General features: G+C 68.4%; 15 protein-coding genes. 6 read left to right on the forward strand and 9 right to left on the reverse strand.

The features are described 5' to 3' along the window. Positions 1–15: 15 nt before the first annotated feature. From EY822_RS07490 to EY822_RS07530, 9 genes are all read right to left on the reverse strand, one after another. Positions 16–1,446: a hypothetical protein gene (locus tag EY822_RS07490; RefSeq protein WP_150307698.1), complete on the reverse strand. Its 1,431-nt coding sequence runs from the start codon at positions 1,444–1,446 to the stop codon at positions 16–18. Then, the gene (locus EY822_RS07495) at positions 1,436–2,245 is read right to left on the reverse strand and encodes a TIGR03943 family putative permease subunit (RefSeq protein WP_227497114.1); all 810 of its coding nucleotides are present in this window, start codon (positions 2,243–2,245) and stop codon (positions 1,436–1,438) included. Before EY822_RS07495 ends, EY822_RS07490 begins: the two co-directional genes overlap by 11 nt. Then, positions 2,238–3,245, reverse strand: coding sequence for a permease (locus EY822_RS07500; protein ID WP_227497115.1), 1,008 nt, complete (start codon positions 3,243–3,245; stop codon positions 2,238–2,240). The genes EY822_RS07495 and EY822_RS07500 overlap by 8 nt, the downstream gene beginning before the upstream one ends. Before the next feature lie 162 nt (positions 3,246–3,407). After that, positions 3,408–4,169 carry an ABC transporter permease gene (locus tag EY822_RS07505; RefSeq protein ID WP_150307699.1) on the reverse strand — a complete coding sequence of 254 codons (762 nt, stop codon included), beginning with the start codon at positions 4,167–4,169 and terminating at the stop codon, positions 3,408–3,410. Then, positions 4,166–4,990, reverse strand: coding sequence for an ABC transporter ATP-binding protein (locus EY822_RS07510; protein WP_150307700.1), 825 nt, complete (start codon positions 4,988–4,990; stop codon positions 4,166–4,168). The genes EY822_RS07505 and EY822_RS07510 overlap by 4 nt, the downstream gene beginning before the upstream one ends. Continuing rightward, a complete protein-coding gene (locus tag EY822_RS07515; protein WP_150307701.1) occupies positions 4,987–5,352 on the reverse strand; it encodes a DUF1048 domain-containing protein in 366 nt (121 codons plus the stop codon). The genes EY822_RS07510 and EY822_RS07515 overlap by 4 nt, the downstream gene beginning before the upstream one ends. Next, a complete protein-coding gene (locus EY822_RS07520; protein ID WP_150307702.1) occupies positions 5,322–5,684 on the reverse strand; it encodes a PadR family transcriptional regulator in 363 nt (120 codons plus the stop codon). Before EY822_RS07520 ends, EY822_RS07515 begins: the two co-directional genes overlap by 31 nt. Before the next feature lie 297 nt (positions 5,685–5,981). Continuing rightward, entirely contained in the window at positions 5,982–6,659 is a 678-nt protein-coding gene (locus EY822_RS07525; protein ID WP_227497116.1) for a M23 family metallopeptidase, read from the reverse strand. Positions 6,660–6,714: 55 nt separating this feature from the next. Next, positions 6,715–7,350, reverse strand: coding sequence for a MerR family transcriptional regulator (locus EY822_RS07530; protein WP_150307704.1), 636 nt, complete (start codon positions 7,348–7,350; stop codon positions 6,715–6,717). Between the two features lie 90 nt (positions 7,351–7,440). Between EY822_RS07530 and EY822_RS07535 the strand changes: the two genes are divergently transcribed. From EY822_RS07535 to EY822_RS07560, 6 genes are all read left to right on the forward strand, one after another. Continuing rightward, positions 7,441–7,932, forward strand: coding sequence for a DUF2306 domain-containing protein (locus EY822_RS07535; RefSeq protein ID WP_150307705.1), 492 nt, complete (start codon positions 7,441–7,443; stop codon positions 7,930–7,932). Between the two features lie 112 nt (positions 7,933–8,044). Next, complete coding sequence (locus EY822_RS07540; protein ID WP_150307706.1) at positions 8,045–8,866, forward strand: sugar phosphate isomerase/epimerase family protein; 822 nt, start codon at positions 8,045–8,047, stop codon at positions 8,864–8,866. Beyond that, a complete protein-coding gene (locus EY822_RS07545) occupies positions 8,863–9,969 on the forward strand; it encodes a Gfo/Idh/MocA family protein (protein WP_150307707.1) in 1,107 nt (368 codons plus the stop codon). Before EY822_RS07540 ends, EY822_RS07545 begins: the two co-directional genes overlap by 4 nt. A gap of 196 nt (positions 9,970–10,165) precedes the next feature. Further along, on the forward strand, positions 10,166–10,642 hold the full coding sequence (locus EY822_RS07550; RefSeq protein ID WP_150307708.1) for a hypothetical protein: 477 nt from the start codon (positions 10,166–10,168) through the stop codon (positions 10,640–10,642). 57 nt (positions 10,643–10,699) lie between these two features. Beyond that, complete coding sequence (locus EY822_RS07555; protein ID WP_150307709.1) at positions 10,700–12,052, forward strand: MFS transporter; 1,353 nt, start codon at positions 10,700–10,702, stop codon at positions 12,050–12,052. Positions 12,053–12,287: 235 nt separating this feature from the next. Next, on the forward strand, positions 12,288–13,136 hold the full coding sequence (locus EY822_RS07560) for a serine protein kinase RIO (protein WP_227497117.1): 849 nt from the start codon (positions 12,288–12,290) through the stop codon (positions 13,134–13,136). The last annotated feature ends 32 nt before the right edge of the window (positions 13,137–13,168 follow it).

Raw genomic sequence — 13,168 nt, forward strand, 5'->3', positions numbered from 1 at the left:
CCGAGGCTGGCAGCGTCACCGGCACCAACTGGGCAGGAACCCGCTGACGCTCCGCCTCGTCGCGCCCGTCGCGACATCGACGAAGTACGTGGTGATGTCGGTGAAGGCGGGCAGCCGGTCGTAGTCGTCGACGGGGCTGCCGGCCGGGACGACCTCGATTGCGGCGAGCTGACCGTTCGGCGACATGCAGAAGTCCCGGATACGGCTCGATTCCGAGGCCGGGGTGTAGGCGGGCCGGGTTCCCGTGGGATCCACGAGCCTGAGTACCGAACTGATCGAGGTCTGCGCCTCCGAATAGTCGAAGCGATCGAACTGCTGCAGGTAGGTGTTCTCACCGAGTACGACGATCTTCCCCGCGGTCAGAACCGGATCCGCTTCGGCGGGCGGCAGATCGAGCGGACGCACGCTTCCGTCCGCGAGATCGATGCGCGATCCGGACAGGGGATCCGCCACGACGAGGTCCGTGGTGCCGGGCACGAACCCGCGGAGTTCGGCGTGCTGGCCGAGCGGCGTCGGGGGAGTGCCGGTGACGGGATCGACGAGGTACAGCTGCGTGTCCTCCGCCTGCGCCACCAGTGCGGTGGTGCCCGGGACGAACAGGTAGTCCAGCACGGGAAGGGGTGCGCCGTCGAGCCCGACGACCTGAACCGGCACTCCCGACGCGTCGGTCAGATCCAGTACGAAGAGGGGAGCGGGGCGGGTCGACGTGACCGCATCGAGCTCCCCTCCCATCCGGAAGCCGACCAACTCGTCCGACATCCGGAGATCGTGCAACGGACCTCCGGCCGGTGTCCCGACGGTGGTCGACACGCCGTCGCTGAGCGACGTGAGCACGAGCGCGGTGGTGTCGTCCTGCTCCTGCAGCACGGTCATCAGCACCGTCTCGCTCGCCGCATACTCCTGGATCCGCGGCGCCTCGAACACCACGGTCGATTCCGCGCCGGTCGGAGAGTTGCGGAGCACCCGGTCGGGCGCGTCCACACCCGCCTCGGTCGTCGTGTTCCGCAGCAGGGTGTAGACGTCGACGCTCGGGGTGACGAAGTCGTAGTCGAACCGCCGCGCCGCGTTCGTGAATGCTCCGGTCACGTCGGCAACCGACACGGAGTAGTCGGTGTCGTAGTCGAGGATCTCCTGGAAGCGGATGGTGATGGCCGCCGCGTCGACCGACACGTCGACCGGGACGGACGGCGTCACCGTGACCTGCGATGCATCGATGTCGGTCAGCGACTGATTGGCGTGCAGGACGAGCCGTTGCTCCGCGCGGGCCACGAGGGCACGGGTGTTGATCTCCGCCGAGTTCAGTCGCGGTCCCTGCGTCGCGTTCGCGGCCCCGAGAGCGATGGCCGCACCGGCGAGCACGGTGAGTACCACTCCGTTGACGCGTCGGAACCGCGAGCGGCCCGGGCGCGGCCCGCCGCCCCCGTCCGCGGCAGGGTCAGTAGACATAGGGCTGATTCGGTTGCGTGGTCTCTTCGATCGTCACCGGGGTGATCGCCGTCGTCTGCAGGCTGGCGAGGCTCGGATTCGCGTCGAACTCGCCCGTGACGGTGACCCAGCTGTCGACCGGGAAGCGGTCCTGCCACCCCGGCGCATATACGGCCACGCCGACGGGCTGCGCATCCACGGCGCAGCAGGTGACCACGAAGCGGGCGACGTAGAACACGTTCTCCGCATCGTCGGGGTCGGGGGTGACGAAGCCGGTGAGCGTGACCGGGGTGCCCGCGAAGTAGTCGTCGCTCGCCCCCTGCCGGATCAGCGCAGCCCAGTCCTTCACGGTGAAGGACGAGTAATCGCCGCCGGTGAGGTCGATAGATTCCGCCGTCGGTCCGGCGACCGAGGCGTTGAGGTCCCGCTTCTCCACGGTCGAGGTCGTCAGTGTGGCGGGGGGAAGAGCGAGCAGGGCGCCTGCGGTCAGCACGATGACGAGCACGCTGCCGACCAGCGCCGCGGTTCCGCTCGGCGGCTTCCCGCCCGGCTCCTCTGGCTGGTGGTCGGGCTCGTGCGCGTGGTCGTCGTGCGCATGGTCGTGCTCGGTATCGTCCAGCTCGGCGTCGGCCGAGGGCACGATGGCGAACGCCGCGACCGTGAAGACGGCGGCGAGCACGGCCATCACGGCGGTGAACACGAAGTACCGCGGATGGATGTACAGGCCGAGCTGTCCCGTCACGGTCAGCCACAGGGTGGCGATGATTCCGATCAGGCTGAGCAGCACTCCCGGCCACCGCGCGATGAACCGTTCACGCAAGGAGGTTCACCCCCAAGCCGAGCACGAGGCAGCAGAGGCCGACGGTGAGCGTCACCCGCAGCAGGGTCGACGCGGTGAACGTGGTGCGCAGCAGGGCGAGCATCTTCACGTCGACCATGGCGCCGAACACCAGGAACGCGACGATGCTGCCCGGAAGGAAGGTGGAACCGAAGGACAGGATGAAGAATGCGTCGACGTTCGAGCAGATGGCGATGATGAACGCCAGCGCCATCAGGGCCAGCACGGAGAGCACCGGGTGGCCGCCGAGGGTTGCCAGCAGGTCGCGGGACACCCCGACCTGGATCGCTCCGGCGACGGCGGAGCCCACGATCAGTGCGGGCAGCATGGTGCTCGTCTCCTCCGCGAAGGCGAGCACACCGCGGCGGAACCGCGAGCCCTCGACGGGCTTGTCGTGGTCGACGTGGCAGGTCGCTTCGAACCGGGGTGTCAGGAGCTGCTCCTGGCGCGGATGCATGCTGAACAACCAGCCGATGAGGTTCGCGATGGCGAATCCGCCGAGGATGCGTCCGAGGAGAATCCCGTGGTCCCAGCCGAAGGCCTGGTACGTGGTGATGATCGTCACCGGGTTGAGGATGGGAGCCGCCAGCAGGAAGGTCATGGCTTCGGGGACGGACAGCCCCTTGACCAGTAGTCCACGCGCCAGGGGCACGTTCCCGCACTCGCACACCGGCAGCAGCACGCCGAGCAACGACATCACGGCCCGGCGCGCGACGGGGTGGGTGGGCAGCAGACGGGTGAACACCCGCGCGGGCACGAACAGCTGCACGCCGATGGAGAGGATCACCCCGAGGAACACGAAGGGCAGGGACTCGATGACGACGCTGATGGAGAGGGTGAAGAAGTCCTGCACCAGCTCGGGCAGATTCTCGGACGGCTCCTCGGGGCTCAGTGCCCGCAGGGTGAGGAGTACGACGGTGAGGCCGATCCCCGCCGTCAGTCCCGTCGCGATGCGCGGCTGAGTCGCTGTGCGGATGTCCACGACCCAAGGGTACGGTGCCCGCGTCCCCGGCTACGCTCCACCGCGTCGAGTCGACCGCGAACGCGGGTCAGCGGCACGATGCCCGTGAGCTTCTGGCCGCCGACGACCCGTCCCCGCAGCCCTGGCCGATCCACGACCGAGGAAGCGGGCCGGCCCCTGCGGTCAGCGGACCCGGCGCCGATGGATCCGGGTCGCCAGTACGTAGCCGAGCACGAGGACGCCTCCGCACCAGGCGAGGGCCGCCCAGATGTCCGCGCCGGGTGCCCGCTCTGCGAAGAGATCACGGATCGTGTTGACGATCGAGGTGACCGGCTGGTTCTCGGCGAACCAGCGCACCGGGCCGGGCATGGTGTCGGTGGGGACGAACGCCGAACTGAGGAACGGCAGGAAGATGAGCGGGTAGGAGAACGCGCTGGCGCCGTCGACGGTCTTCGCCGAGAGTCCCGCGACCACGGCGATCCAGGTCAGTGCGAGGGTGAACAGCAGCAGGATGCCGACGACGACCAACCATGCCAGCGGACTCGCGCCGGTTCGGAAGCCCATGAGGAACGCGACACCGATCACCACGGCGAGCGAGATCGAGTTGGCGACGAGTGACGTGACGACGTGGCCCCACAGCACCGCGGACCGGGCGATGGGCATCGACTGGAACCGATCGATGATGCCGCCCGAGAGGTCGGTGAACAACCGGTAGGCGGTGTAGGCGATCCCGGACGCGACGGTGATGAGCAGGATGCCGGGCAGCAGATAGTTCACGTACGGTCCGGATCCGGTGTCGATCGCCCCGCCGAACACGTAGACGAAGAGCAGCAGGAAAGCGATCGGCATGATCGCCGTGGTGACGATGGTGTCCGGGCTCCGCAGGATGTGGCGCAGGGAGCGACCGGTGAGGGCGACGGTGTCGCCGTAGTGGTGCGAGGTCATGATTCACGCGTCCCGTCTGTGCTGGCAGCACCGTCGGCGCCCCTGGCGGATGCGGGCCCGGTGCCGACGATGGCGAGGAAGATCTCCTCGAGGGTGGGGTGTTTCTCGACGTACTCGACGGTCGTCGGGGGCAGCAGCCGCCTCAGTTCCGCGAGCGTGCCATTCGCGATGATGCGCCCCTCGTGGAGGATCGCGATGCGGTCGGCGAGGTGCTCGGCTTCGTCGAGGTGCTGCGTCGTCAGCAGAATGGTGGTCCCGCCGGCGGCGAGGTCCGTGATGGTCCGCCACACGTCGATGCGCGACTGGGGATCGAGCCCCGTGGTCGGTTCGTCCAGGAAGACCACCCCGGGGTTTCCGATGAGGCTCATGGCGATGTCGAGCCGTCGCCGCATCCCTCCCGAGTAGGTGCCGGCCTTCCGCCCGCCCGCGTCGGTGAGGTCGAACCGGGCGAGCAGGTCGTCGGCAACGGCGGCAGGATTCGGCACGTGGCGCAGCTTGGCGATGAGGACGAGGTTCTCCCGGCCGCTGAGGATCTCGTCCACGGCGGCGAACTGCCCGGTGAGGCTGATCTCCTCGCGGACCCGACCGGCGTGGGTGCCGACGTCGAGACCACCGACGGTGGCGGTGCCCCCGTCCGCCGCGAGCAGCGTCGCCAGAATGCGAACGGTGGTGGTCTTGCCTGCTCCGTTCGAACCGAGGAGCGCGAAGATGCTTCCCGGGGCGACCTCGAAGTCCACGCCCCGGAGCACTTCCACATTCCGGAACGATTTCCGGAGCCCCTGCACGCGGATGGCGGGAGGGGAGTCGATGATCGCGGTCATGATCCAGCCCCCTGCTCCCGTTCGGCGCGGTCGACGGCATCGGAGAGTCGTTGCTGCTCCTTGGTGAGCCACGATCCCAGGCCGTAGTTGCGTTTGAACGCTTCGGCGAATTCCACCGGGTCGTCTCCGACGACCTCACGGATCGGTGTTCCCGCGGCCGCGCTCTGCTCCAGCAGGTCGGCCAGGTCTTCGAGCATGACGGTCAAGCTCTCGCCGTCACTCGGACCGGTGTGCATCAGATACCGTTCGATGCCCTCGGCCGCGGTGCGGTAGGCGACCGGCAGCCGCTTGACTCGATCGCGATACGCCCGCCAGCGCCGCTTGTCGCCGATCAGCGTGGTGATGATGCGGGGGACTCCCATGGTTCCGTACCTCCTTGACGGAGCTGTTCGAGATGTTCTGCGAGGAAGCTCCATGTCCTCCAGAACTCGGTGAGGTACTCCTGCCCTTGTGCGTTGAGGGAGTACACCTTGCGGGGCGGGCCCTTCTCCGACGGGACCTTCTCCACGTCGACCAGACTGCGCTGTTCGATCCGCACGAGCAGGGCGTAGATCGTGCCTTCGGCGATATCGGTGAAGCCCTGGTCCCGCAGTCGTGCGGTGATCTCGTAGCCGTAGGCGGGTCGTGTGGACAGGAGAGCGAGCACGATGCCCTCGAGCACGCCCTTCAGCATCTCCGTGGTCTGTTTACCCATTGCCGCCATCCCGCTACTCAGTGTTACTTGCTACCGGTACATAGTATTACAGATTAGCGGCTACGCAATAGGCATTCCGTGATTCCCGTCGGGCGAGGCGGCCGCGCGCCTCGGCCATCGTGGGTCGGCGACGACGAGCGTGCACTGAGTGCGGCCAGGATGGTGCGGCGGCGGCTGAGCGGCGCATGTGGGACGAGGGAAGGGGAGGCGTCATTCTCCGCCGCCAGGTCTGGCTCGCCGACAACGCGGGTTGCGCTCGCGGCCGCCGTCGCGCCCCGCACCGGCAGCTGAGTGGAACTATCGGTTGCGTTCGGTCGCGGCGTCCGGGATGAACACGATCTCCGATTCGCGCGGGAGTCCCTCCCCGGAGTCGGTGCGGAAGACGATCGGGAGCCCGCGCGCCCGTGCCCAGTCCGTGCTGTCGGTGACCTGGACGTGCACGTGCGGTTGCGTGCTGTTCCCCGAGTTCCCGCACTGACCGATCGGCCGGCCGGCCGTCACGCGGTCGCCCACCTGCACGCGCACCGAGCCCTTCCGCAGGTGAGCCGTGAGCACGTACGGTCCGCCGTCGCCGAGGGAGATCACGACGTGGTTTCCGGCGATCGCACCCGGGCCCCGTCGGATGCGCCGGGGCTGGGCCGCCAGGTACGGGACCAGTGCGAGCTGCGACCTGCGCGCCTCGTGATCGCGCTCGCCGTCGTGAGCGATGACCACGGTGCCGGTGGCCGGCGACCTCACGACCGCGCCGAATCCGACGAAGGTTTCCGGTTCTTCTGTCGTCAGGACCGCTCGCCAGTTCCCCCGCGCCGCCCGCCCCCGAGAATCGACGGGGATGAGGTCGATCGCGTAGGTGGTGCCCATCAGGTCGGTGCCATGGCTCGGCACTCGGCGCGCCGGGCTGTTCCGCGCACGGATCCATCCCGTCAGGGGGTACGTGAGCGGTACCGGTTCGGATCCGGGCGGCGACTGGGGCACGGGATCCATCCTCTTCCGTACCTCGGTCGAGCGCGAGGGGAGTGATTGTGCGGGATCACCCGTCGTCCCGCGGCGGTCCGCCGTACCGCCGGATCGAATGGCTCGCCTGTGCGAGCGCGACGATCTTCAGGATCAGCTGGTTGTGCATGTGCATGCCGATGGCGGCCGTGAGGATGACGTCCTCGAGGTCGTCCCGTGCATGGGTGACGGTCAGCTGTGCTTCGGCGATGGCATCGGCGGCCCGCCCGTAGGCCGCGAGGACATCGGCTCCCGGCGCGATCCCAGCCGCTTCCATCGCGGCGACATGCCGGTCCACGGCGAAGCGGGCTTCGCTCGGGTCACCCGGCCAGCCCATGGCCTGCACCAGACCGTCGACGGACGGCGACGGTTCCGCCGGGCTGCCGTCGAGGCCCAGCACCACGTGCTGCACCGTCCTCAGGAGCATCAGTCGCTGGGCAGGGGAGTCATCGGCGCCGATGGCGGCGTCGAGGATCCGGCGGATGTCGTCAAGACCGAGCCCGACGACGGAGCGAAGTCCCTGGATGAGGGCGAGGCGCCGCACGTGCCGATCGCCGTAGTCGGCCCGCGTCGGGTGAATCGGGTCGCCGGCCGCGAGCAGACCCGAACGGAGGTAGAACTTGATGCTCGCGGGGCTGACCCCGGTCGCCTCGCTGAGTTCACCGAGTCTCATGCCGATCTTCCTCCTCCGGAGCATGGGATAGCTGCACGGCCCTCAACTCTCCTGATGGTGCAGGCTGGATAGTGCAACTATCCTATGAGCATGGACTGGAACCCGCTCCTCGTCACGCATGTGGTCGCCGCGCTGTACGCCCTCGTCATCGGCCCGGTCAACATCTTCCGTCGCCGCCGGGACCGCACTCATCGCGCTCTCGGGGTCGTCTGGGCCGGGGCCATGTACTACGTCTGCGTGAGCAGCTTCTGGATCGTGACCGACGGGCACTACAGCTGGCTGCACGGCCTGTCCGCCTTCACCATCCTCACCGTCACGGTCGGCATCCTCGCCGCGGCGCGAGGCAACGTCCGCGCACATCGCGGCAACATGATCGGCAGCTACCTCGGCCTTCTCGCGGCCTTCGGGTTCGCCGCGACAGTGCCGTCACGGGCGATCCCCCGGCTGCTCGTCACCGATCCGCTCACCGCCCTCCTGGCGGCGACGTTCGTTCTCGGCAGCGTCGCGGTCCTGTACCTCACCCTCAAGCCCCGGCGTCGACGGCGCCGTCCCACCCTCCGATTCGAGCGTGCGTCGTCGTAACGCGCGGGAGGTGACCGTGGAGAAGCCTGTCGAGCGCGAGTAACGATCGCGCATCGCCACGACAGACCCGCCATACTGGCGGCACACCGTTCGAATCGAAGGAGCTTCACGCATGCCCTCGTCCCCCTCCGTCCAGCTCTATACCGTGCGCGACGCCATCTCGGCCGACCTGCAGGGCGCCGTTGCCCGCGTCGCCGAGATCGGCTTCACGAAGGTGGAGCCCTACGCATTCGTCGATCGCGCGGATGAGTTCGCCACCGCCTTCGCGGCCTCCGGTGTCACCGCGCCGTCGGGCCACGCCCCCGTCATCGACTCCGCCGACCCGGCACGGGCGTTCGACGCGGCAATCGCCCTCGGCATCGGCACCGTCATCGACCCCTTCATCCCGAGCGACCGCTGGCAGACGGCGGATGACGCCCGCCGCATCGCCGACCGGGTCAACGAGCTGCAGGAGCAGGCGGCGAACGCGGGACTCCGCTTCGGGTACCACAACCACAACTGGGAATTCTCGAACCAGGTGGACGGACGCCCGATCTACGAGCTGTTCCTCGAGCTTCTCGCGCCGGGGGTGGTGCTCGAGCTCGACACGTTCTGGTCCACCGTCGGCGGGGCGGACACGCCCGAACTGCTGACGAGGCTCGGTGACCGCGTGCAGTTCCTGCACATCAAGGACGGCAAGGTGTCGGGTGACATCGCGAGCAGCCTTCCGAGCAGCGAGAGCGCCCTCGTCGTGCCCGACGCCCTGCAGGCGGCTTTCGAGAACCAGACCCCTGCCGGGCAGGGCGACGTGGATGTGAAGGCGGTTCTCGCTGCCGCACCCCACGCGCTCCGCGTCGTCGAGTTCGACGGCTACAAGGGTGATGTCTTCGAGGGCATCGCGGAATCGTTCGCCTGGCTGGCCGAGAACGACGACGCCGCGGAGGCGGGCCAGTGAGCGGCACCGGACCGGTCGGCGTCGGCGTCATCGGCGCGGGCGTCATCTCGGGCACCTACCTCGAGAACATGACGTCGTTCCCCGACCTCAAGGTGCTCTTCGTCGCCGACATCGACGCGGATCGCGCGCGTTCGCAGGCGGAGGCCCACGGCATCCCCGGCCACGGCACCGTCGACGAACTGCTCGCGATCGATGAGATCGAGATCGTGGTCAACCTGACGCTCCCGATCGTGCACGCGGAGGTCGGTCACCGGATCATCGCCGCCGGGAAGCACGTGTGGAGCGAGAAGCCCCTGGCGCTCGATCACGCATCGGGTGCCGACCTGCTCGCCGCCGCCACGTCCGCCGGGCTCACCGTCGCGTGCGCGCCCGACACCGTGCTGGGCGCCGGCATCCAGACCGCGATGCGGTCGATTGCGCGAGGCGACATCGGTGAGCCGCTCACGGCCACCACGATGTTCCACGTTCCCGGTCCCGACGCGTGGCACCCGAACCCCGAGTTCCTCTTCGCCCGGGGAGCGGGTCCGCTGTTCGACATGGGCCCGTACTACATCACCACGCTCGTGCACGCCTTCGGAGCGGCGGATCGCGTCAGCGCCATCTCGTCCACGTCGAAGACGACCCGCACGATCGGGAGCGGACCGCGCCAGGGCACCGAGTTCGCTGTCGAGGTGCCGACGCACCATGCTGCACTCATCCGCTTCGAGAACGGCCAGTCGGCGCAGTCCACGTTCAGCTTCCAGAACGCCCTCCCGCGGGCGGGATTCGTCGAGATCAGCGGCACCGAGGGCACTATCGTGCTCCCCGACCCGAACATGTTCGATGGATCGTCCAGCCTCTGGCACTTCGGTCAGGACGAACCCACGTCGCTCGACGCGACGGGCTCGACCTACGGTCGCGGCTCCGGCGTGCTCGACCTGGCGCGCTCGCTCCGCAGCGGAGAAGCGGTGAAGGCGAGCGGCGAGATCGCCCTGCACGTGCTCGACGTGCTCCTAGCCGTCTCCGAGGCCGCCGAGAGCGAGCAGGTGGTGGCCGTTCCATCCACCGTCGATCAGCCGACACCGCTGGCGGAGAGCTGGGACCCCGCGGCCGCGACGCTCTAGCGTTCGGTAGCAGCGTCCACCGAGAAAGGGTCTGACCGGGACGACGCCGGTCGGACCCTTCCTTCGTGGGCATGGGAGTGGCGGGAGACGCCTGTCGGGCGGCGGATGCTGCGATCGCCGCCCGAACGGCGCTGCGAGAATGGGGCATGCCGAGATTCGACCGAGTGTCCGTTCCTGCCCGGGCCGAGGTCGACAGGTGAAGCGGTTCGGTCCCCTCGAGCTTCCGGCGAACGCGTTGGTGCTGGGTGACTCGGCCGGGTCGCACGTGGAACTGACGCCGGCAGCGCTCGTTCTTCGGCGGTTCGAAGCGGATGCGCGGCACATCCCCTGGACGGACGTAACCTCAGCGACGCTGCGCGTGGCCGAGACCCGGTTTCGCTGGCCGGGTCTCGCGACGACGGTCGTCATCGGCCTGCTGGCCGGGATAGCGGGGGACTGGGGTCTTGGAAGCGACGAACCGGATGAGGGGGAGATCACGATCGCCCTCCGCGACGGGTCGGTCCTCACCGCCCCGCTGACCCGCCACCACGTGGGTGGATACTGGGTGCGCACCGTGCGGGCCGCATCCGCGTTGCTTCGCCGCATGGTCGACGATCCGGCGTCACGCTCACTCCTGGCGACCCCGGAGCGCCTCATCGATCTGTTGGCCCGTCGACAAAACGGGCTTAGCTGAAAGACTGCCTCGAATCGGGGTCTACGCTTGACTGTCGCCTCGTCGTTCGGAGAACCCATGTCCAGTCCTGCCTCAGAGCTCACGGCCGCTCGCACACCGGCCAACCCCCGCTCCCGCGTCGTGCTCGCCAGCCTCATCGGCACCACGATCGAGTTCTACGACTTCTACGTGTACGCCACGGCGGCTGTACTCGTGTTCCCCTACCTCTTCTTCCCCCCGGGCAACGAGACGACGGCACTGCTCGCATCGTTCGCCCTGTTCGGTGCGGCCATGGTGGCCCGCCCCCTGGGTGCGGTGGTGTTCGGACACCTCGGCGACAAGCACGGCCGCAAGGCCACTCTCGTCGGTGCACTGCTCACCATGGGCATCGCGACCTTCCTGATCGGTGTGCTGCCCACGTACGCCGCGGTCGGCTGGTTCGCCCCGTTGATGCTCGTGATCCTGCGCCTGGCCCAGGGCTTCGCGCTCGGTGGTGAGTGGAGCGGTGCCGCGCTCGTGGCCACCGAGAACGCGCCCGCGGGCAAGCGCGCCTGGTACGGCACGTTCCCGCAGCTGGGAGCACCCATCGGATTCATCATCGCCAACGGACTGTTCCTACTCATCGCGGCGCTGCTCCCGTCGGATGACCCGACCCGCCCCTCCACCGCGTTCCTCGAGTGGGGCTGGCGCATCCCGTTCCTGTTCTCCGCCGTGATGGTGATCGTCGGGCTCTGGGTGCGACTGCGCCTGGTGGAGAGCACCACGTTCGCCAACAAGGCCGAGTCGGGAGCGCTCGTGCGCGTGCCGCTCACCGCCGTGTTCCGCAACAACTGGCGCGAACTGCTGCTCGGCACCTTCTTCATGCTCGCCACCTACGTGCTCTTCTACCTGATGACCACGTTCTCGCTGTCCTACGGGCGTGCGGCGACGGATGCGCCGGTCGCCGGCCTCGGCTACGACTACACGACGTTCGTGCTCATGATGATCGCGGGTGTGGTGTTCTTCGGCATCTTCACCATGGTGTCCGGGCCGCTCGCCGACCGGTACGGCCGCCGCCGCACCCTTCTGCTGGTCACCGGGGCCATCATCGTGTTCGGCCTGCTCTGGGTGCCGCTGCTCGGCGCCGGTTTCCCGGGCGTCATGCTGTGGCTCGTGCTCGGCTTCACGCTGATGGGCATGACCTTCGGTCCGATGGGGGCGCTGCTGCCCGAGCTCTTCCCCACCAACGTGCGGTACACGGGATCCGGTGTCTCGTACAACGTCGCGTCGATCCTCGGTGCCGCGGTCGCCCCGTTCATCGCGATCTGGCTGTGGAGCCTCGCCGACGGAAGCCCTGTGCTCGTGGGCGTGTACCTCTCCGTCATGGCCGTCATCACCTTCGTGGCGCTGCTGATCGGCAAGGAGACGAAGGACATCGACATCGATCGGTGATCGGTGATCGGTGATCGGTGATCGGTGATCGTGACCGGTGATTCGAGAGATTCGGGAGATTCTCTGGACAGGATGCTGGGGCGGCGCTAACGTGAGCGAGGCATCCGGCGACGAGGAATGAGAGGGGTGATGAGCATGACTGCGACGAGCGAGAAGACCCCGCACCCCTCATCCCCCGAGGCCGCCGTCTAACCGAGCCGATCGCGCTCCGGTGGCCTCCGTTCTGGAGACACCGTTGACCCCTTCCGACCCTTTCGTCGTACCCACTTTCTCCGCCATCACTCCCGCCGGCGACCAGCGCTGGTCCACCTGGCCGGCGACCACTCCCACCCAGCGGGGGCCCCGCCCGTTCCCCGCCTGGGTCGTCACCTCCGCAGCCGCCATCGACACCGAACTCGGCGTCGTGAAGTCGGGCAAGGAAGCCGACGTCTTTCTGATCGAGCGAGCGGTGCCGGCCGACGTGCAGCTCGGCGCGTCCGAGGCCTCCGCCGTCGTGCTCGCGGCGAAGCGCTACCGTAGCGCCGACCACTCGGACTTCCACCGGTCGTCCCAATACCGCGAGGGACGCGGGGTGCGGAACACCCGTGACCGGCGGGCGATGGCCCGCGGCAGTTCGTACGGGCGGAACGTGCAGGCTGGCCTGTGGGCTGCGGCGGAGTTCGATGCGCTTAGCGTGCTGCACGCCCGCGGAGTGGCCGTGCCCTACCCGGTGCAGATCAGCGGCACGGAGATCCTGATGGAGTTCATCGGTGACGGGCACACGGCCGCGCCGCGGCTCGCGCAGATACCGAAGGGGAGTGCCGCCCTGCCCGACCTCTACGCGCAGGTCGTGCAGATCCTCCTCGGCATAGCTCGGGCAGGGTTCGCTCACGGCGACCTGTCGGCGTACAACCTCCTCGTGCACGCCGGCCGCGTGGTGGTGATCGACGTCCCGCAACTGGTCGATGTGGTGAGCAACCCCACCGGGGTCGACCTGCTCGAGCGGGACTGCTGCAATGTCGTCGAATGGTTCCGACGTCGTGGCGTGCACGCCGATCTCGACAGCCTGCTGGCCGACTGTCTCGTCGAAGCCTTCAGTCGTTAGGGCGGATGCGTCCTGCCTACTGAATGTCGGCG

The sequence above is a fragment of the Planctomonas psychrotolerans genome, from assembly GCF_008642235.1.
GTDB lineage: Bacteria > Actinomycetota > Actinomycetes > Actinomycetales > Microbacteriaceae > Planctomonas > Planctomonas psychrotolerans.